Raw genomic sequence first — 19,541 nt, forward strand, 5'->3', positions numbered from 1 at the left:
TAGTCAATCGGTTCAGGTTGATTTCTTCAACCATCTGGCGCATCCGTAGTTCGTGTGCCTGTTTGCGAAGCAAAAATATGTGTCCCATCTGCTTGTGTAGATGGTCAATCTATTTTAGGACAAGACAAATATGACGATTCAACCGCTCATTGACCATTTTGAAAGCTACCTGCCTTTTGATGAAAACGAAAAAGAGCTGCTTCAAGGTCGGGTTACTCATCGCTCCGTCAAGCGGCGCTATTTTATTTTACAGGAAGGATTTACCTGCAAACACTATACGTTTGTGGTAGAAGGTTGTTTCAGAATGTTTGCAGTGGATACCAAAGGCAATGAGCATAACATTAAATTTACCATTGAAAACGATTGGATCTCCGATATCGGCAGCTTTCATTCCGATAAACCGAGCAAATTATACATTGAAGCCATTGAACCCGCCGTCATTCTGCAAATCGAACAACAGGACTTATATTTTCTCTACACCCATATTCCTAAACTCAACCAGATTCTCAGGGTCATTGTTGAAGATAAATATGTAGAGCTTCAAAACCGAGTTTTACAAAATATCAGCTCTACAGCATTGGAAAGATATTTGGCTTTTCAGGAACAATATCCCACATTATCCCGACGCCTGCCCAATACCCAAATAGCGTCTTACTTAGGCATTACCCCTGAATTTCTCAGTAAACTCAGAAAGGATATTGCCTCTTCTTAAACTATCTTAAGTATTCTTCTTAATGTATCTTAAGCGTATTTCTTAAGATAGTTCATTGGTCGTATCTCTCAAAAGATCGGACCTTTGCATGGTCAATTAAACACAAAAAGACCATGTTAAAGATATCAGATACTAAAGTTGCCATTATTGGCTTAGGTAATATCGGTCGCGTTGTTGCCGACAATTTAACCAAAGGAAATCGGGCCGTGATTTTAGCTGCGCGTGATTTTTCAAAAGCGCAAAAACTTGCTAAGGAGTTAGGCGACTTTGCCCAACCAATGGAAATCGAAGCAGCTCTTCAGGTAGCTGACATTATCGTATTAGCCATTTGGTTTGCTGATATACAGGAATTTCTGACTCAATATGCTTCGCAATTGGAAGGTAAAATTATCGTTGACCCATCCAATCCGATTGCTACCGATGAAAATAGCGGTTTTGTTAAAACCATTGGTGCCGACGAATCAGCAGGACAACTCAACGCTGCTTTACTCCCCAAAGGAGCTAAACTGGCCAAAGCATTCGGTACGTTAGGGGCCGCTTCATTGGCAAATGCTTCAGGGCAAAAACCTGAAATGGCCGTTCTGTTTTATGCGACCGATGACCAAAGTATCGACGGACAAATTGAAGAATTAATCGTGGATGCGGGTTTTGAACCTGTGCGTGTAGGCTCCATTGATCAATCCATTCAATTGGAAGTATTTGGAGAGCTACATGAGTTTGGAGCTTTGGGCAAAACTGTCACCTTAGCCGAAATTACGGAAATCGTTTAGCCGATTCTATGTAATTAAATGCTTTCTATACTATTCCCGCCTGAATATCGACAGCCTTATAAGGATTAGGATTATTTACAATACCATCAACCTTTTGTTTTGTCTTTTAAATCAATCACAAATGAAAATCACGAAAATTGCTGCAACCCTTTGTTTTGTTTTAGGAATCTCATTTTTGGCCAATGCCCAAGCCTCCGTGGACGAATTGGTGAAAGAGTGGGAACGTGCCAAAGCCTACACCAAAGAATACCTTGATGCCATGCCCGAATCTGGCTATGCTCTGAAGCCCACGCCCGATATTCGTTCGTTTGCTGAACAAATGTTGCATTTGAGCGACGCCAACTATGGGTTTGTTTCGGCAGCAACGGGCGAGAAAAGCCCTTATGGACCAGGAGAATTGGAAAAAAGCACCGATAAATCGAAAGCTAATGTGACGAAAATCGTCTTGGAGGGTTATGACTTCGTTATCAATAGCCTCAAAAAAATGACTCCCACTCAATTGAACGAAAGTATCAAATTGTTTGGAAGATTTGACATGACCAAAGGAACAGCGATCGCGAAGTGCTTTGAGCACCAAACACACCACCGTGGCCAAACCACAATTTACCTGCGGTTGGCAGGGGTCAAACCGCCAAATGAGAAGTTGTTCTAATCATTGAATTACTTGCCGTAAGTACCCGGATTTTCAAGGTTGCGCTTCGGAATCGCCCCCTGAAATCTGTAAATTTGCGGCATTTTTTTTCTCAAAAATTAAGCTCATGACTAAATTTCAACTCGTTTTAGCAGCCGTTGTTTGCTCCTGTTCTGCCTTCGGTCAAAACCAAACACTTACCCTCGGCAAGCAAACCTTTGAATTACACAATGTTACGGGCTCGGTCATTGATTTTCAGGGCAAAAAAGTTTTGAAGATCGAGCGCGATTTAAAAGCACTTCCCTTCGATGCAAACCGATTGGAAGCGACCGTTGATGAGCGCCATTATGCTCGCCTTGTTGGTTTAGATGATTTTGAAAACGGAACCATCGAAGTAAAAATGTATAGCCAAATTCAAGACCCGTCACCCTATCCACCAGCAGCAGGTTTTATTGGGCTGTATTTTAGAATAAAAGAAGATGATTCCGAATTTGAATCTATTTACCTGCGTCCAAAAGTGGGTAGAATCAATAACCAAATGGCCAGAAACCACGCCGTCCAGTATTTTTCATATCCTGATTTCAAATTTCAGACTTTAAGAGACAAATTTCCTGCGGGTTCGTATGAAGGGTCTGCTCCTGTGATGCTCAATGAGTGGATTACAATGCGGATTGAAGTAAATGGGGAAACGGCAGAAATGTTCGTCAACGATTTGAAATACTCTTCATTTATCGTCAATAAAATGTTAGGAAAAAATAGAAAAGGCTACGTGGGGCTGTATGTCGACATTGCCACCATTGGCTACTTCAAAGATTTAAAAGTGACGAAAAAGGCCTTAAAAATGAAGAAAGAAGAAGGCAAAGTGGACGAAATTTAAAATTAAAAGATAATTTACATGAAGAAACTTACTGTTTATTTGGTTGTGCTGTGCACGATAATGTCTTACCGCAGTTTTGGGCAAATTATAGATAACAAAATCTATGTAAACCCTACTATTGGAATAAATACCAACAAGGGTACAAAAGAAAATCCTTTAAAGTCGCTAAGCGAAGCGGCTAAACGCGTGAGTGCTGCCGAAGGGGAAGGGGCAATTACTGTTTTTTTATCGTCAGGAGTGTATGGAATGAGCGAAACTGCTGATTTTAACGCCAAAAATTGGAAATTTTCTAAAACGAATCGACTTGTAATTCGAGCTGAAATCTTGCCCGATGATGCAAATTGGAGTCCTGCGGAAATGCCAATAATGATTTCTACCATGCCTTTTTCTGTTGAAAAAAATGATAAAGGAGAATTAACAGGCGGCCAAAACTTTGGGATTATGGTTCAAAACAGCCATGTGACCATTCAAGGATTAAGGATTTTGGGAGAACCCGTTCATGAAAATCCTTCGAAGGGAGTTCTGGTTAGAAATTACCCAATTATGTGGGAAGGGAAAAATTTAGAAGATTTCAGGGTTACGCAATGTTTATTTATGGGAAATAAATACGCGTTGCCTAACCATTTAGGTATTCTGGCAAACGGAAAAGAACAGGAAATTGACCATTGCGTGTTTTACGGTGTTAAAGATGCTGTGGTGATGTGGAATAGCCCCGCCACCAACTCTTCAATGCACCATAATCTCATTGTTGACAGTTACGGCGCCATTGTTTGGACCTGGTCAGCCACGGGTGATTTCAAGTTTTACAACAATGTCGTCAGCAATGCGAATGTGTTATGGATTTTGAATAAAGACGAAAAAGAGTCATTTTCCATGGAGAATTCAGTCATCGTCGGTTACCATTCATACCTAAATAAAGGAGGTGGCCCTCAGGGTTTCGGAGAAAAAGCGAACCCAGAAAAGCTGAAAGCAGGAAAAGATGTACTTTTGAAAAAAGAAGGAAAATTAGAAATAATTGAGGACCAGACCGATAAATTATTCCTGCATATCAAACCGGGAACATTAGGCTCAAACATTGGGGCCGGTCTATTTCTGAACACAAAGTAAATTGCCATAGAATGAACAAATTACAACTCTCCATAATCGCCTGTCTAATAGTTGCTTGCAAGTCAGTATCGGCTCAGGAAGTCAATCTTACCCCCAACAACCTTGTACCCAATCAAGTGTACATGTCCATCGAAAAATCGGATGGTAAACAGACAGTAAAAGTGATTAAGGATTCTACCCTACAGGCAGTGGACGAAGCCACGTTTGTACGAATCAAAAACATTGATTTCAAAGACGGCATAATTGAAGTGAATGTACTGAGCCGATTGCATAAAAAAGCCCGACCTTCCGACCGTGGTTTTATCGGCATTGCGTACCGGATCAATGAAGACAATTCAAAATTTGAGTGCATGTACATTCGTCCGACCAACGGGCGAGCCGACGACCAGGTACGCCGGAATCATTCGATTCAGTACTTTTCTTTTCCTGATTTTAAATTCCCAAGATTACGAAAAGAATCGCCGGAAATGTATGAATCTTATGCAGATATGGGACTGAATGAATGGATTAGAATCAAAATTGAAGTGAAAGGCAAACAGGCCAAATTGTTTCTGAATGATAACAAACAGCCCTCTTTGGTCGTGAATGACTTAAAATTGGGGGAAAACGTTTCGGGTGCTTTAGGCTTATTTGTTGATGTGGGTACCGAGGGGTATTTCAAGGATTTGAAAATTACGAAATGGTAAATAACATAATGAAGAAGATTCAGAATTGGTTTTGTTTATTGATATTTTTTCTATTTTTTGGTACTTCGGTTATTGCTCAAAAGGAAGTTGTTTTTAATTTGGCAGATTTACATCGAGATGGAAAATTACGAATTCAAAATAGAGGCGTAACTACCGAAAATGCAAACAATAAATCATACATTAAAATTAGTGGTGGCGTATATTCAGGTGTAGTTTGGTTGCCGATTCAGGATTTTAAGAATGGGAAAATTGAGATAATCGCTCGTGGAAAAGACATTGCTCAAAATAGTTTTTATGGAATTGCTTTTCATGCACAAAACGATTCCACTTTTGATGATGTTTATTGCCGACCGTTCAATTTTAAGGCTGCGGATTCTGTGCGAAAAATTCATGCCATTCAATACGTGGCTTATCCAAAGTATGATTGGCCCCTACTTCGTAAAGAATTTAATGGTATATATGAAAAAGGAATTGAAAATCCGCCGAATGCTGAAGATTGGGTCACACTTTCGTTATTGATTAACGATGAAGAAGTTAGGGCATTTATCAATCATGCCCTAAAACCGGCTCTTGTTGTTAAAAAGTTAAACACGAACAAAAGTGGATATATAGGACTTACAGGTTTTAATTGTGATGTAGAGCAAATAAGAGTTTTTCCGGAAGAGAAATAAAGAAATTTATTGAAAGCCTTTGCAGGTGTTATTCACCTGCAAACTTCTGGCGACATATTACCTAAAACTCATCTTTTCCCCCCTTTATTCACAAAGGCCCTTACTTTTTCAAAAAAGGCAAAATACTCGCCCATGCAGCTTCGAAATTCTCTAAGAAACAGCCATGGCCCGTATTGGGAATAATGCAGATCTGATGTTTGGGGATATAACGTGCGGCACTGACGACGCGCTCCACCGGATTACCGTCGTCGCGGTCGCCGGCCATGACCAAAACAGGACATTTGATAGAACCCAACAAATCTTTACTCACGGTTAGTTTATTGTAACAATTTCGTACTCCGGCAAACATTTCTTCCAATCTGTTGGGTTCGGGCATCAATTTTAATTGCTGCTCAATAAATGCTTTATCAAAATCCATCGCCTGCCTGGCGGTAAAGTTAAATTCTCGCCAACCCGGACGAAGTTCCCCTGCTCCCATGACGACCATTTTCTTTACCCGATTGGGGTACATCGCTCCCAATTGATAGGCCGAATATCCTCCATCACTGAATCCGATCACTATCACACTGTCTTTTGTGACGGCATTGATAACCGCCATCGCATCATTGGCCCGTTGTTCAAGGGTAAGGGGCTCGGTACCCAACTCGGATTTGCCATGCCCACGGGTAGAAATCGCGATGACCAAATGATTAGCTTTCAGCTTTTCTATAAAATCGGTCATTTCAACCGTTGAACCGAACAAACCCCCGTGAAGCAGTACAACCGGTTGGCCTTTGCCATACACTTCGTAGTAGATTTTGGCGTCTTTTGCCTGCACATAATGCCCCGCGGTCGGGTTGTTGCCATAAGGTATTTTGTAGGTAACACCGGCCGGTTGAAAGGCTCTCCGCAACGGTTGTTGTGCCTGAACAGCCATATAACCGCTTAAAAAAAACAGAATTGAAAATATTTTTGAAGTCATACTGATTTTTGTTGTAAGTCTATTTTCCATCATTCGTAATCGTAAAATCCTCTTCCCACCTTTTTCCCCCACTCTCCTTTGGTGAATTTCTCTACCACCGTCGGTGAAGGTCTATCGGCCGGGTCGCCGCTTTCACGGTATTTTTCCATCCCCACATGGTAGGCTAAGTCCACCCCGGTAAGGTCTAAGAGTTGAAAGGGGCCCATGGGATAGCCTAATCCGTTCATGGCCGCCGTATCAATATCCTCAAAGGAAGCCACTCCCATATCCAGCAGTTTTAAGGCTTCCTGCCGGGTAGCCTGCAAAAGACGGTTCACCAAAAAACCGTAGATTTCTTTATGAAGTAAGACCGGCGTTTTTCCCATCTTCTTCGCCACATTCATGACCGAATCAACCGTTTCATCCGAAACGTGCGGGCCTTTTACGACCTCTACCAATTTCATCACCAAAGCAGGATTGAAAAAGTGCATGTTGCACACTTTATCGGGTCGCGTGGTGGCATCGGCGATTTTAGAGCTGACGATGTAGGAACTGTTGGTTGCCAAAATGGTATGAGCAGGGCAGAGTTTGTTTACTTGAGCAAACAGTTTTCGTTTCACAGCCAACTTCTCAATGATGGCTTCAATGACCAGATCCGCTTCGGCAACTGCCTGTTCCACAGTTGGTACAAAAGAAAGATGTTCGCGCGCCTGACTAGCAACTTCTGAGGTCAATTTGCCTTTATTTACTCTTTCAGTAAGGTAGCTGTCCGCAAACTGAATGGCTTTATTCAGAATGTCTGCGTTGGTGTCAGTACACGTTACCTGAAAGCCCGAAATGGCGGCAGATAAGGCAATCTGATGGCCCATGTTGCCCGCTCCAATCACTGCTATTTTATTGATTTCCATCGTTTTATTTAGTGTTGAGATTTGAGAGATAAGGTAGGAGATTGGTTTGAAGCCTACTTATCACTGCTTCTGTTTCGCCACCAGTTTGCCAGCAACGACCCCGAAATGGTCATCCAGGGGGCAGCAATAGCCGAAGCCAAACCAACCGTAGCCACTTTGCCCATTTGAATGGCAATTCCCGACGCAAGACCTGCATTTTGCATCCCTACTTCCAGGGAAATAGTACGGCAGGTTGATTCATCCAATTTCAGTAATCGACCGCTCCAATACCCTAAAAAATAACCCGTTGAGTGATGTATCATCGAAGCGACAAACAACATAGGCCCTATATTCAATAAGGCGTCCCGACCGGAAGCGACAATCACCAACACCATCATGAATACCCCGCACATGGATACAATGGGCATAACTGTTCGCAGCCATTTTGCCCCGCTGTGAATGAGTTTATTGATAATCAGCCCCAGAATGATCGGAACAATGATGATTTCGGTCACGTGAATCATCATTGCCACAAAATCTATTTCTACAAATTGCCCGGCTAATATTTTCATTAGAAAAGGAGTTGCCAAGGGAGCTATCAGGGTCGAAATCGTAGCAATTGTCACTGATAAAGGCATATTTGCTTTAGCGATGAAGGCCAATACATTGGAAGTAACACCGCTCGGAACAGAGCCCATCAGCACGATTCCCGCCGCAATTTCAGGTTCAAACCCGAAACTGTTGGCCAATGCGACTCCGACCAACGGCATGATGGTAAAATGACAGAGCAAACCAATTAAAACGGCTTTGGGCGTTTTAATGACCCCTTCAAAATCCTTCAAACTCATCTCGGTACCCATCGTGAACATGATCAATTGAATAAGTGGGACGATAAGTTTTGTCAGTTTAAAATCGCCTATTTGGCGAAAATAGTGCGGGTAATACATTCCGACGGCCACCGCAACAATGACCCACAATGTAAAAGCAAGCGGCTTAATGGCCTGTTTTCCAAGACCGCCCACTGCCAAACATATCAATGCCCCAATCACAAAAATACCTGCCGCACTCAGACCATTTCCAAAAATTGATACCCCTATTGCAAAAAGTGCCAAAAGGACTGAACTGCCGAGCAGGAAATTGTATATTCTATGCATGATACCTTCTTTCGTTTGTTAATGAGCAAGCGCAATTCGATTACTAAGCTTGGCGGCACTTTCTTTGAGCGCATACTCGACCTCCTCTTTGGTGGCCTGCTTCATGCCGTCAATACGAGCCAACATCGGCACGGTCAATGCGGCAACGGCGTTTCGGTTCATATCGAGAATGGGAAATGAAATGGCAAACAGACCCGCATACTGATTGCTTTGAATGGAAGCGAAGCCTTTCGCCGTTACTTCTTTAAGAACCGTTTGAAAATGAGAGACTTCAATACCTGATTGTCCCGTCAGGCTCTCCCGAATTCTGAGTTCCTGAATAACCGGGTCCTGAAACGCTATCAAAACTAACCCCGAAGCAGAGGGAGCAACGGCAATTTCAGAACCTACGCGGGTCATAAAACCCAGCCCGTCGGGCGGTTGAATGGAAGCGATAACGGTCTGAACGCCTTTACTATACACCCTCAAATCGCAGGGAAATGAAACGGCCTGTGACAGTTGCTCCATGATAGGAATGGCTTCCGTCAACAGACGATAGGTAGGAGGATGAAAATGGGACAGTTGAAACAGTTTCGAGGTAATGGTATAGGTATTGCCATAATTAGCTACGTAATTCCTACTGACCAAACAGGTGAGCATCCGATAAATCTCGCCCAAATTTCGTCCAAGGCGAGTGGCAATTTCCTGTTGTGTCAGCCCATTTTCACACTGACAAAGCACCTCCAAAATATCAAGGCCTTTCTCTAATGCCGGGGCGGAATACGCACTGTTTTCTTCTTTGTTTTTCATTTGAAACGATTTATGATTGAAACGGCAGTTCACCGCTGCTGCGATGATGATTATTTTTCAGTGAACATTTTAGCCTCAAATTTCAACACAGGAAACTGAATTTCAATCGTTTGTTCCATCATAAATCGTACACCCTACATTGGAAATCAAAATTTACATGCCCATCTGATGCACTTCGATGATGTTACCGTCCGGATCGTGAAAGAATATTTGATACCACCCCGCCAGTGCCCACTTGCCATAATCAGCGTAGGGAATAGCTAATTCTTCCAATTTCTTTTTGAATCCTTCAATATCGTCAGTACGAAAACAGAAATGCCCCTTTTGAATCGGATTAATCCACTGCTTCATTCGGAAAGCTGTTTCGTTGTCCTTCTTAGTAATGTGAAATTCAACCTGACCGTCTGTTAAAAAATCTACCTGCCCATCATAGCGATTGGCGGTTTCTGCTCCAACAAGACCATGCTCTTCGTCCTGAAGGCGACTCAAGCCGAAAATAGATTGATAAAATTCTGATAATCTCGGCACATCCTCTGTGCAAAGATTCATGTGGTGATAGTTAAATTTCATCTGCGTATTCTTTGTTAACGTCAACATTGATTTTGCAAATATGAAATAATTATTTTATATATGAAAATATAATAGTAATTTTGTAAGAAATTATATCCTATAAATCTGTTAAGACGCATGGAAAACAATTGGCGAGCGTCCATTGAAGAAAATCCAACCGAAAGAAATGAAGTATGCAGTCTATCCATGGTGAGGCGCGTGGCTGCCATGTTGGACGTAGACACCGCTTCCTTCTCCATTGGCGATCTGTTACCGCGAGGCTGGCACTTTTTTTTGTTGGCGGGCGAAACTCGAAAATCAGATTTACGCTCGGATGGTTTCCCGGGCTTAGGCGTTCCGCTTCCCGACCTTGGCCTGCCACGCTTGCTGTTGGGCGGCAGAACTGTATCCTATAAGGGAGATATTACGATAGGCTCAGAGGTGGCGCGAACAAGTTTCGTCAGCAATATTACGGAGAAGACGCCCCCTTCCGGCCGAATGGCCATCGTGACGATTCAACATGAGTTGCGTCCTGTTTCAACACCTGCACCGGCGATTATAGAAACCCAAACCTATATCTTGCTAAGCGGAAAAAGCGGTCAGTCAAACACCAAGAAACCAATTGCTCCGCCGATTCAGTCAAGCTATCAAAAACAGGTAGTGCCCAACGAGACGCTGCTTTTTCAGTATTCTGCTTTAGGATTCAACTCTCATAAAATTCATTTAGACCGGGACTATGCCCAAAAGGTGGAAGGGTTGCCTGATTTGGTGGTCAATGGCGGTTTGGCCACCCTGCTGTTAACGGAATTTTTAAGGAACGATTTAGGACTTAAACTAACAGATATCAAAGTAAAACACACAGCTCCCCTGTTTTGCGACCGTCCCATGACGCTTGCTGCCGACCGTAGCGAAACGGGCTGGCAACTCAAAATAGTTGATGATACCAATGAACCGGCTGTAGAAATGGAGGCTAAAATAATGGAGGTATGATGACATTTGAACCACTGAAAGGCATTAAAATTCTGGATCTAACGGCGGTTGTCGTCGGTCCCGTAGCGACCTGGCGATTAGGTCAATACGGAGCCGAAATTATCAAGGTCGAAAACCCTTCGGGCGACCTCATGCGCGGTCTCGGCGGCCTCTCCCCCACGGGGCAACATTCGGGAGCGTATTTACACCTCAATCGCGGTAAACGCAATATCTGCCTCGACCTCAAAAAGCAGGGCGGTAGGGAGATTTGCCAAAAGTTGGTGGAATGGAGTGATGTGATCGTTGCCAATATGCGTCCTGATGCGTTAGAACGTTTGGGATTGGATGCCCAAACCATCAGAACCAAGTATCCTGAAAAAATTTATTGCTTAATCACCGGCTATGGCACCGATGGACCTTATTCGGGCCTGCCGACCTACGACAGCGTTTTACAGGGGGCCTCGGGCATTGCGGGGCTAACGATGGCCAGAGACGGTAAGCCCGTCTACGTGCCGATGCTCATTTGTGACCATGTCGTTGGCGAAATTACGGCAGGGGCGGTGATGGCCGCCTTGATGCAGCGTCATAAAACAGGACAGGGAGCAAGCCTTGAAATTCCCATGTTTGAAACCATGGCGGCTTTTGTGTTGCAGGAACATTTGGCCCAACAGAGTTTTGAGCCGTCGGTAGGTCCTGCCGGCGACCTTCGCCTGCTCAGTCCGCACAACAAGCCCGTGAAAACTAAGGATGGCTATATTTCATTTACCATCAATACAGATGTACAGGTAAAAGCCTTTTTGAAAATAACAGATAGAACAGAATTATTGAATGATGAAAGATTTCTGACGGTAGCAACCAGAGCAAAATTTGTTTCAGAATGGTTTGAAATTCGTGGAGCAGCTTTAGAAAATAAAACAACCGATGAGTGGCTTGAAATTTTTAGAAAAGTGGATTTACCTGCAATGCCTTGCCATACGCTCGAAACATTAACGAATGACCCACATTTAAAGGCAGTGGGGCTGATTAATTTTGAAAATCACCCCACTGAAGGTAAGACCGCAGTAATACGCTCAACTATTCAGGTGGATGGAGAATATCCTTCTGCATATTCTTCTGCTGCACCATGTGGTTGGGATACGAAAGAAATTCTCCATGATTTAGGTTACTCAGATGCAGAAATGGAAAGTTTAATTAATGAAAATGCGACTTTTCAATTTAAAACTGAGCAATAACAAATTAGAAAGAAGCTTATGAAACAATCTTATATAATCGACACTATTCGTACACCCATTGGCAGTTTAGGTGGTAGTTTGTCCAGTGTTCGTGCCGATGATTTGGCAGCTTTGCCAATAAAAGAGCTCATCAAAAGAAATCCAAATTTACCAACGGAGCTAATTGACGATGTGATATTGGGTTGTCATAATCAGGCTGGTGAAGATAACCGAAATGTGGCTCGCATGGCATTGTTATTAGCAGGCATACCGTACACCGTTCCTGGTGAAACTGTCAATCGTTTATGTTCATCAGGAATGTCCGCCATTATTCATGCCAACAGAGCAATTAAATCAGATGATGGCGATATTTTTATTGCAGGGGGAATGGAACATATGACTCGTGGACCTTGGGTGATTTCCAAGACTTCAAAACCTTTTGGTAATGATGCACAAATGTTTGATAGCAGTTTTGGATGGCGATTTATAAATTTACAAATGCATAAAATGTATGGTACAGATGCTATGGCTGTAACTGCTGAAAATTTAGCAGAAATGTATCATATTAGCCGTGAAGACCAAGATTTATTTGCGTTTCGTTCGCAACAAAAAGCCTTTTTTGCCCAGCAAAATGGCATTTTAGCCGATGAGATTGTAAAGGTAGAAATAGCGGATAAAAAAGGAAATATCACCGTTTTTGATAAAGATGAATTTATAAAAGGTAATACTACTCTTGAAATTCTTTCAAAGTTAAAACCCATTTTTAAGAACGAAAGCAGCACAGTAACCGCAGGGAACGCTTCTGGATTAAATGATGGAGCTGCTGCTATGTTGATAACTTCGGAGCAAGCTGTAAAAAACTACCATTTTATTCCCAAAGCAAGAATAGTTTCCTCAGCAGTAGTAGGTGTTGAACCTAAAATTATGGGAATTGGCCCCGTAGGAGCTACACAAAAGGCTTTAAAAAAGTCTGGTTTAAAGCTCGACCAAATAGATGTATTTGAATTTAATGAAGCTTTTGCCGCCCAATGTTTGGCTGTTACTCGCAACTTGGGAATTGCCGACGACGATGCAAGAGTAAACCCAAACGGAGGAGCAATTGCAATGGGACATCCGCTCGGCATGTCAGGAACTCGGATTATTCAAGCGGCTGTAAATGAGTTAGTTCGTTCAAAGAAAAAGTATGCTCTCGCTTCCATGTGTGTTGGCGTAGGAATGGGCTATGCCGTAATTATTGAAAATTTTGCTAATTAAAATGATATGAAAAATATTACATCGGAAGTAAATATAAAATATAATCTTTTACAACTTGAAAATAAGGTTTGTATCATCACAGGTGCGGCGTCATTGCGCAGTATTGGTTATGGAACGGCAGAGCTTTTTGCGGCTCATGGGGCAAAATTGGTAATTTTAGATATCGTTATGAATGAGCAAATTGCTAAAGATTTGAAAAATCATATCGAAACTCAAGTTGGAAAAAGTGTCGAAATTCTTTGTCTAACGTGTGACATTAGGAATATAAATGATTGCGAAAATGCCATCGAAAAAAGTGTAGCCCATTTTGGCACAATCGATTGCTTAGTGAACTGTGCAGGCATTGTAAAATCGGAAGGAATGCTCTCGATTACTGAGCAGGATTACGATTTAATAATGGACGTAAACCTAAAGGGCACTTTCAATATTTGTAAATCTGTCTTGAAAGTTTTTGCAGAAAAACAAGCTGGTGTTATTATCAATTTGGCGTCATTGGCAGCCCAACGGGGCGGTGGATTGGTCGGTGGGGCGCACTATGCCGCTTCAAAAGGCGGGGTTATCAGTCTAACCCGTTCCATTGCCCGGGAATTTGCCCCTTTGGGCATTCGTGCCAATGTGATTTGCCCGGCCATGATCGAAACAAACATGTTGGATGGACTCACCGAAGCACAATTAAATGAGGTCATTGCGGCCATTCCCCTCAAACGAGTGGGTAAAACGATTGAATTGGCGGGGACTTGCTTATTTTTGGCTTCTGACCTTTCAGGGTTCACTACCGGTGCTACCATTGATGTAAATGGCGGTATCCATATTCATTAAATTCGATGTGGAATAAATGACAGAAGATATTCAACTGAATAACTCCGTTTTAAAAGTAAGCCGTACGATAGTATCGGAAGACAGGCCCACCCTCATTTTCCTGCATGATTCATTAGGATGTATTGAATTGTGGCGTGATTTTCCACAATTATTAGGCCAAGCAACCCTTTGTAACGTACTCGTTTACGACCGACAAGGCTATGGAAAATCTGCAACGTTCAGCAGTATAGACAGAAATAATAACTATCTGGAAATTGAAGCCGATCTATTGAATGCACTGATGGAAAAACTTTCCATTAAAACCGCCATTTTATTCGGACACAGCGACGGAGGTTCGATTGTTTTGATTGCAGCCGCCAAATACCCGGAGAAAATCAAAGGCGTGATTACCGAAGGAGCGCATATTTTTGTCGAAGACATCACCCTGAAAGGCATCAAAGACGCCGTTGAAGCCTATCGCACGGCTAATCTTCGTCAAAAACTAACGAAATACCACGGTGACAAAACAGAGGCCGTATTTTGGGCATGGGCAAAAATGTGGCTAAGTGAGGAATTTGAATCCTGGAACATTGAACATTTTTTGCCCCATATCAAGTGTCCGGTTTTGGTCATTCAGGGTGAGGAAGATGAATATGGCAGTTTGGCACAAGTGGACGGCATTCTAAGTCAAGTATCAGGAGAAACTCAGAAACTTATTATTCCGTCGGTTGCCCATACTCCCCATAAAGAAGCAAAAGAATTGGTTTTGGCGAAAACAGTAGAGTTTATCAATCAAATCTAGCCTGTTTTTGCCTTTGCTGATGAAAAATTAGCAAATACATCGCCTCTGAAAACTCTCCTGTTCAACTGTCTTAGGAATTTTCTTAAACTATCTTAAGGGTATTTCTTAAGATAGTTTATTGGTGGCTACGACAATGGGTCAGACCTTTGCAGTATCAATTTTAGGAATATTAAAAACCTGTTATTAACACCGGATTTTTCCATGAAAGCTGCTGTAATCTATCAACCGGGCGGGCCAGAAGAATTCCGATTGGAAGAACGGCCGATTCCCCAAGCGAAATTCGGAACGGTACTGGTTAAAGTAAAAGCCTTTGGTCTGAACAGGTCCGAACTCATGACCCGAAAAGGGTATTCTCCCAATGTGGTCTTTCCTAGAATATTGGGCATAGAATGCGTAGGTGAAGTGGTACAGGACCCCTCAAGTAACTTACAACCGGGACAACAGGTTGCCGCCTGTATGGGCGGCATGGGTAGAGTATATGACGGCAGCTATGCAGAATACACGTTGCTCTCTTCAGATATCGTGTATCCCTTTGTCAGCAACCTACCCTGGGCCACACTCGGGGCATTGCCCGAAATGTTTCAAACAGTGTACGGCTCTCTGTTTTTGGCGCTGGATGTAAAAAAGGGCGAAACCCTGCTGATAAGGGGAGGGACATCTTCCATCGGGTTGCTCGCCCTGCAACTGGCCAAAAATGCGGGCCTGAATGTGATTGCTACAACCCGTAATCCCGATAAAAAACAGTTATTGCTTGAGCACAATGCCGACGATGTATGGATCGACAGCGGCAACCTGCTGCAAAGAACAGAGCAGTATCCCGAAGAGGTAGACAAGATATTAGAGCTGGTTGGCACCAATACGTTAAAAGATTCAATGGCTTGTGTGAAGGTGGGTGGAACCGTGTGTATGACAGGAATGCTTTCAGAGCAATGGGGTATTTCTGATTTTGCCCCAATGGATTATATACCAGCTACTACGAAGCTGACAGTGTATGACAGTGGACAAATCCGCGTGGGCAGAGAGCATTTTAAAGCTTTTATTAAGGATATAGAAGATGGGAAGGTCAAGCTACCCATCGGTAAAGTATATACCTTGGATTCAATTAAAGAAGCGCACCAGCTCATGGACAACAACGAGGCGAATGGAAAGATTGTCGTGCTGACAAACGAATAAGCTTACTGTTAAAAAAAATGAAAATGAAGGACACACAAGATGTCTTTGTTCAAAAGACAAACAATAGGGTAGCTGAGGATAAATTCTACAGGGAGGTTTTGGAAGGGTTGACTAAACAACAAAAGTCCCTCCCTTCAAAATATTTCTACGACGCTGAAGGAGACCGCTTATTTCAGAAAATCATGGAATGTCCTGAATATTATCTTACTGATTGTGAACTAGAAATTTTCATCGACCGTACTGCTGATTTGGCAGCGACCATTGGTTTTAACCATGAACCGTTTGATATCATTGAATTGGGGGCTGGAGATGGCACCAAAACCATATATCTATTAGAATATTTGGCTAACCGTCAAATGGACTTTCGTTATTTGCCAGTTGATATTTCGGTTAATATTCTCACTGAACTGGAACTTCTAGTGCACGCACGGTTGCCTAATGTGAATATTCAGGTACTGGCGGGAGAATATCTCGATATGATTGCCGAAGCACGAATACTGTCCGACCGACGAAAGGTGATTCTTTTTCTTGGGGGAAATATCGGAAACCTTACTCCAAGAGAAGCTATCGATTTTTACCGGGAGATTAGCCAGCAATTGCAGCCTGGAGATATCATGGTGACTGGTTTTGACCTGATGAAAAATCCGCTTATCGTTAGAGCGGCCTACGATGATGCTGGAGGTATTACCAAAGAATTTAATTTGAATTTATTACAACGTATAAATAAAGAATTAGGTGCTGATTTTGACATAAACCTATTTGAGCACTATTGTAGCTATAACCCAGAAAATGGAGCCTGCAAAAGTTATTTGGTATCTCTGGTGCAACAGGAAGTGAGTTTTGAAGATACGACCGTAGGTTTTGAAGAAGGAGAAACCATCTGGATGGAGATTTCGCAAAAATATTCTCCAGACAGAATTGTTGCTTTGGCGGCATCAAGCGGATTTGAAGTAGTAACCAACCTCAAGGATAAAAAAGGATGGTTCACCGACTCAGTATGGCGTGTAGTCGAACAATAACTGGTTAATTAAAATGCACCAATGATAAAGGCCCAGAACTTGACCAAAACGTTTAATAACCACCGTGTGGTCAATGATATTTCGTTTGAGATTGCGGAAGGCCGTACCATGGTGTTTTTGGGCACAAGCGGTTGCGGCAAAACCACCACGCTACGAATGCTCAACCGACTGATAAATCCTACTTCAGGGAGTGTGTACATCAACGGAAAAAATATCTGTAATCAGGTTCCTGAACAATTACGTCGCAGCATAGGCTACGTATTACAGCACAACAGCCTTTTTCCGCATTATTCTGTTTTGGAGAATATAGCGGTAGTGCCGCAATTATTAAAATGGGATAAGCGGCTGATACGAAACAGAGCGATTGAACTGATGGAAAAATTACACCTTTCTAAAAAACTGCTCAACGCCTACCCCCGTCAACTAAGCGGCGGCGAAGCCCAGCGGGTAAATATCGCCAGGGCATTGGTAGCAAAACCACCCATTTTACTGATGGACGAACCTTTCAGTGCTTTAGATACTATTACTCGACTTGCCATTCGGCAGGAGTTTACTGCTTTGGATGAGTTAAAGGATAAAACGATTGTGATGGTTACACATGATGTACAGGAAGCCTTTGAAATGGCCGACATTGTTTGTCTGATGGATAAAGGACGAATCATCCAACAGGGAAAACCCGCAGATTTGCTGTTTCATCCGACCAATGATTTTGTCAGGGATTTTTTATCCGATTCCTTTCTGCAACTGGCGCTTACCGTTACCCATCTTGTGGCGGTATGGCCCTATCTGACAGCTGCTGTGAGTACACATTCTGTCCAAATAAACCTCTCTGTAAATGCAACGATAGCAAAAGCATTAACCTCTGTAAAAGATAAAAACAATTGGGATGCGGTCATTTCCATAACCAATGGAACGGAACAAAAAACCACAAGTTGGGCCGGTTTGTTGCAAGCCTATGCCCACTACAAAAAAGAAAGTCTATGATCGAATCGCAAAGTTTATGGGCTTTTATCGCATCCCAATGGCAAAAGCTGCTGGAACAAGCCCTCCAGCACTTAGGTCTTACCTTTATGGCTTTGATCATTGCCATTGCCGTCGGTTTGCCACTGGGCATTTTTATTACTAAACAAAAGAAATGGGCCACTCCTATATTGGGAATTGCCGGAATATTACAAACCATCCCGTCCATTGCATTATTAGGCTTTCTCATTCCCCTGCTGGGCATCGGGGCGAAGCCGGCCATTGCTGCATTGTTTCTATATGCCCTGCTGCCTATCATTCGGAACACCTATACCGGCATTACTATCGTAGATGCCGAAATCAAAGAAGCGGCTAAGGGATTAGGAATGACCTCAATGCAGATACTCACCAAAATTGAGCTGCCTTTGGCCTTACCGGTCATACTGGCGGGCATACGTACTGCGGCCATCATCAATGTGGGAGTGGCTACACTCGCCGCGTATATTGCTGCGGGCGGTTTGGGAGAGTATATTTTCGGAGGCATTGCCCTCAATAATACCAATATGATTTTGGCCGGGGCGCTGCCGGCAGCCCTATTGGCGTTACTGCTGGATGGCTTTTTTTATCTGTTGCAGAAAATACAAATCACTAAGCGGAGTATTTACGGCATTGTCGCCGGCGCAATCATGGTCATTTCCTTGGTTTCTTTCCAAAACATTCATACTGCCGAGGGATCATTGGCAGGCTTTGAGCCTGAATTTATGGGTAGACAGGATGGCTATCTCGGTCTTAAATCAGTTTATAATTTCAAAATGCGTACCGTCGTCATTGGTGATGCGGTTATGTATGGTGCACTGAATGAGCATAAATTGGATGTCATTGGCGGTTACAGCACCGACGGTCGGCTAAAAGCATTTGGCCTGAGAACCCTAGAGGATGATAAACGTATTTTCCCGCCTTATTATGCGGCTCCGTTGGTACGAACCTCAAAACTGAAAAGCTATCCCGAACTGAATACCGTACTGAATCTGCTCGCCGGAAAGATCAACGATTCCGTTATGACAGAATTGAACTATAAAGCAGACTTCCTGAAACAATCGCCGGAACGGGTTGCCAAGGATTTCCTTTTGCAGCAGGGATTGTGGAAAGAACCGCAACCGACCACTGCGGGAAGCTTCGTGATCGGTTCCAAAATATTTACGGAACAATATATTTTGGCCCAATTGTATGCAATGTTGGTGGCAGGGTATACTCATTTGAAACCGGAAATGAAAACCGGTCTTGGCGGCACCAAAATCTGTTATGATGCACTCCGAAACGGCAATATAGATATGTATCCCGAATACACCGGTACGGGCCTGCTGGTAATACTGAAACCTACACAAAGCGTACTTAACCGCCTGAATGGAAACAGAGACAGTGTATATCGTTATGTAGAAGAAAACTTTCGAAAAACCCAACAGTTGACCTGGCTCAAACCCATCGGGTTTAACAATACCTATGCACTGATGATGCGGGAAAAAGATGCCGCACGGCTGAACATTACCACTATATCACAATTGAATAAACTTAACTGAAGACG

21 protein-coding genes are annotated in these 19,541 nt (G+C 42.9%); 16 read left to right on the forward strand and 5 right to left on the reverse strand.

Annotated features, from left to right (window positions below; translation table 11 throughout):
- The first annotated feature begins 130 nt into the window (after nucleotides 1-130).
- From DVG78_RS27920 to DVG78_RS27950, 7 genes are all read left to right on the forward strand, one after another.
- Nucleotides 131-712, forward strand: coding sequence for a Crp/Fnr family transcriptional regulator (locus DVG78_RS27920; RefSeq protein ID WP_114464308.1), 582 nt, complete (start codon nucleotides 131-133; stop codon nucleotides 710-712).
- Between the two features lie 47 nt (nucleotides 713-759).
- Nucleotides 760-1,482: an NADPH-dependent F420 reductase gene (locus DVG78_RS27925; RefSeq protein WP_262511880.1), complete on the forward strand. Its 723-nt coding sequence runs from the start codon at nucleotides 760-762 to the stop codon at nucleotides 1,480-1,482.
- A 121-nt stretch (nucleotides 1,483-1,603) separates the two neighbouring features.
- Entirely contained in the window at nucleotides 1,604-2,134 is a 531-nt protein-coding gene (locus DVG78_RS27930; RefSeq protein ID WP_114464310.1) for a DinB family protein, read from the forward strand.
- A 106-nt stretch (nucleotides 2,135-2,240) separates the two neighbouring features.
- The gene (locus tag DVG78_RS27935; RefSeq protein ID WP_114464311.1) at nucleotides 2,241-2,990 is read left to right on the forward strand and encodes a LamG domain-containing protein; all 750 of its coding nucleotides are present in this window, start codon (nucleotides 2,241-2,243) and stop codon (nucleotides 2,988-2,990) included.
- Nucleotides 2,991-3,008: 18 nt separating this feature from the next.
- Nucleotides 3,009-4,097 (forward strand): right-handed parallel beta-helix repeat-containing protein, encoded by a 1,089-nt coding sequence (locus tag DVG78_RS27940; protein ID WP_114464312.1) that lies wholly within the window; start codon nucleotides 3,009-3,011, stop codon nucleotides 4,095-4,097.
- 11 nt (nucleotides 4,098-4,108) lie between these two features.
- On the forward strand, nucleotides 4,109-4,783 hold the full coding sequence (locus DVG78_RS27945; RefSeq protein WP_199563309.1) for a 3-keto-alpha-glucoside-1,2-lyase-like domain-containing protein: 675 nt from the start codon (nucleotides 4,109-4,111) through the stop codon (nucleotides 4,781-4,783).
- A gap of 8 nt (nucleotides 4,784-4,791) precedes the next feature.
- Nucleotides 4,792-5,454: a hypothetical protein gene (locus tag DVG78_RS27950; protein ID WP_147277193.1), complete on the forward strand. Its 663-nt coding sequence runs from the start codon at nucleotides 4,792-4,794 to the stop codon at nucleotides 5,452-5,454.
- Between the two features lie 100 nt (nucleotides 5,455-5,554).
- On the opposite strand, the gene DVG78_RS27955 is transcribed toward DVG78_RS27950, so the two are convergent.
- The 5 genes from DVG78_RS27955 to DVG78_RS27975 form a co-directional block, all read right to left on the reverse strand.
- Nucleotides 5,555-6,415: an alpha/beta fold hydrolase gene (locus tag DVG78_RS27955; RefSeq protein ID WP_229598337.1), complete on the reverse strand. Its 861-nt coding sequence runs from the start codon at nucleotides 6,413-6,415 to the stop codon at nucleotides 5,555-5,557.
- A 29-nt stretch (nucleotides 6,416-6,444) separates the two neighbouring features.
- The gene (locus tag DVG78_RS27960) at nucleotides 6,445-7,302 is read right to left on the reverse strand and encodes a 3-hydroxyacyl-CoA dehydrogenase family protein (RefSeq protein WP_114464315.1); all 858 of its coding nucleotides are present in this window, start codon (nucleotides 7,300-7,302) and stop codon (nucleotides 6,445-6,447) included.
- Nucleotides 7,303-7,355: 53 nt separating this feature from the next.
- Entirely contained in the window at nucleotides 7,356-8,435 is a 1,080-nt protein-coding gene (locus DVG78_RS27965) for a bile acid:sodium symporter family protein (RefSeq protein ID WP_114464316.1), read from the reverse strand.
- A gap of 18 nt (nucleotides 8,436-8,453) precedes the next feature.
- Nucleotides 8,454-9,224 (reverse strand): IclR family transcriptional regulator, encoded by a 771-nt coding sequence (locus tag DVG78_RS27970; RefSeq protein WP_114464317.1) that lies wholly within the window; start codon nucleotides 9,222-9,224, stop codon nucleotides 8,454-8,456.
- Nucleotides 9,225-9,377: 153 nt separating this feature from the next.
- Nucleotides 9,378-9,794: a VOC family protein gene (locus DVG78_RS27975; RefSeq protein ID WP_114464354.1), complete on the reverse strand. Its 417-nt coding sequence runs from the start codon at nucleotides 9,792-9,794 to the stop codon at nucleotides 9,378-9,380.
- Nucleotides 9,795-9,911: 117 nt separating this feature from the next.
- Here DVG78_RS27975 and DVG78_RS27980 point away from each other — a divergent pair, with 117 nt between their 5' ends.
- The 9 genes from DVG78_RS27980 to DVG78_RS28020 all read left to right on the forward strand — a co-directional run bounded on the left by DVG78_RS27980 (nucleotide 9,912) and on the right by DVG78_RS28020 (nucleotide 19,536).
- Entirely contained in the window at nucleotides 9,912-10,763 is an 852-nt protein-coding gene (locus tag DVG78_RS27980; RefSeq protein WP_114464318.1) for an HTD2 family dehydratase, read from the forward strand.
- Nucleotides 10,760-11,974 (forward strand): CaiB/BaiF CoA transferase family protein, encoded by a 1,215-nt coding sequence (locus DVG78_RS27985; RefSeq protein WP_199563310.1) that lies wholly within the window; start codon nucleotides 10,760-10,762, stop codon nucleotides 11,972-11,974. Before DVG78_RS27980 ends, DVG78_RS27985 begins: the two co-directional genes overlap by 4 nt.
- Nucleotides 11,975-11,992: 18 nt before the next feature.
- Complete coding sequence (pcaF, locus tag DVG78_RS27990) at nucleotides 11,993-13,207, forward strand: 3-oxoadipyl-CoA thiolase (RefSeq protein ID WP_114464319.1); 1,215 nt, start codon at nucleotides 11,993-11,995, stop codon at nucleotides 13,205-13,207.
- Between the two features lie 6 nt (nucleotides 13,208-13,213).
- Nucleotides 13,214-14,026: an SDR family NAD(P)-dependent oxidoreductase gene (locus DVG78_RS27995; RefSeq protein WP_114464320.1), complete on the forward strand. Its 813-nt coding sequence runs from the start codon at nucleotides 13,214-13,216 to the stop codon at nucleotides 14,024-14,026.
- 16 nt (nucleotides 14,027-14,042) lie between these two features.
- Entirely contained in the window at nucleotides 14,043-14,807 is a 765-nt protein-coding gene (locus DVG78_RS28000) for an alpha/beta fold hydrolase (protein ID WP_114464321.1), read from the forward strand.
- 201 nt (nucleotides 14,808-15,008) lie between these two features.
- Nucleotides 15,009-15,980, forward strand: coding sequence for a zinc-binding alcohol dehydrogenase family protein (locus DVG78_RS28005; RefSeq protein ID WP_114464322.1), 972 nt, complete (start codon nucleotides 15,009-15,011; stop codon nucleotides 15,978-15,980).
- 23 nt (nucleotides 15,981-16,003) lie between these two features.
- Nucleotides 16,004-16,999, forward strand: a complete 996-nt coding sequence (locus tag DVG78_RS28010; protein WP_114464356.1) for an L-histidine N(alpha)-methyltransferase — start codon at nucleotides 16,004-16,006, stop codon at nucleotides 16,997-16,999.
- A gap of 21 nt (nucleotides 17,000-17,020) precedes the next feature.
- Nucleotides 17,021-17,983 (forward strand): ABC transporter ATP-binding protein, encoded by a 963-nt coding sequence (locus tag DVG78_RS28015; RefSeq protein WP_114464323.1) that lies wholly within the window; start codon nucleotides 17,021-17,023, stop codon nucleotides 17,981-17,983.
- Nucleotides 17,980-19,536 carry an ABC transporter permease/substrate-binding protein gene (locus DVG78_RS28020; RefSeq protein ID WP_114464324.1) on the forward strand — a complete coding sequence of 519 codons (1,557 nt, stop codon included), beginning with the start codon at nucleotides 17,980-17,982 and terminating at the stop codon, nucleotides 19,534-19,536. The genes DVG78_RS28015 and DVG78_RS28020 overlap by 4 nt, the downstream gene beginning before the upstream one ends.
- Nucleotides 19,537-19,541 lie beyond the last annotated feature (5 nt).

The organism is Runella aurantiaca, from assembly GCF_003339505.1.
Lineage (GTDB): Bacteria > Bacteroidota > Bacteroidia > Cytophagales > Spirosomataceae > Runella > Runella aurantiaca.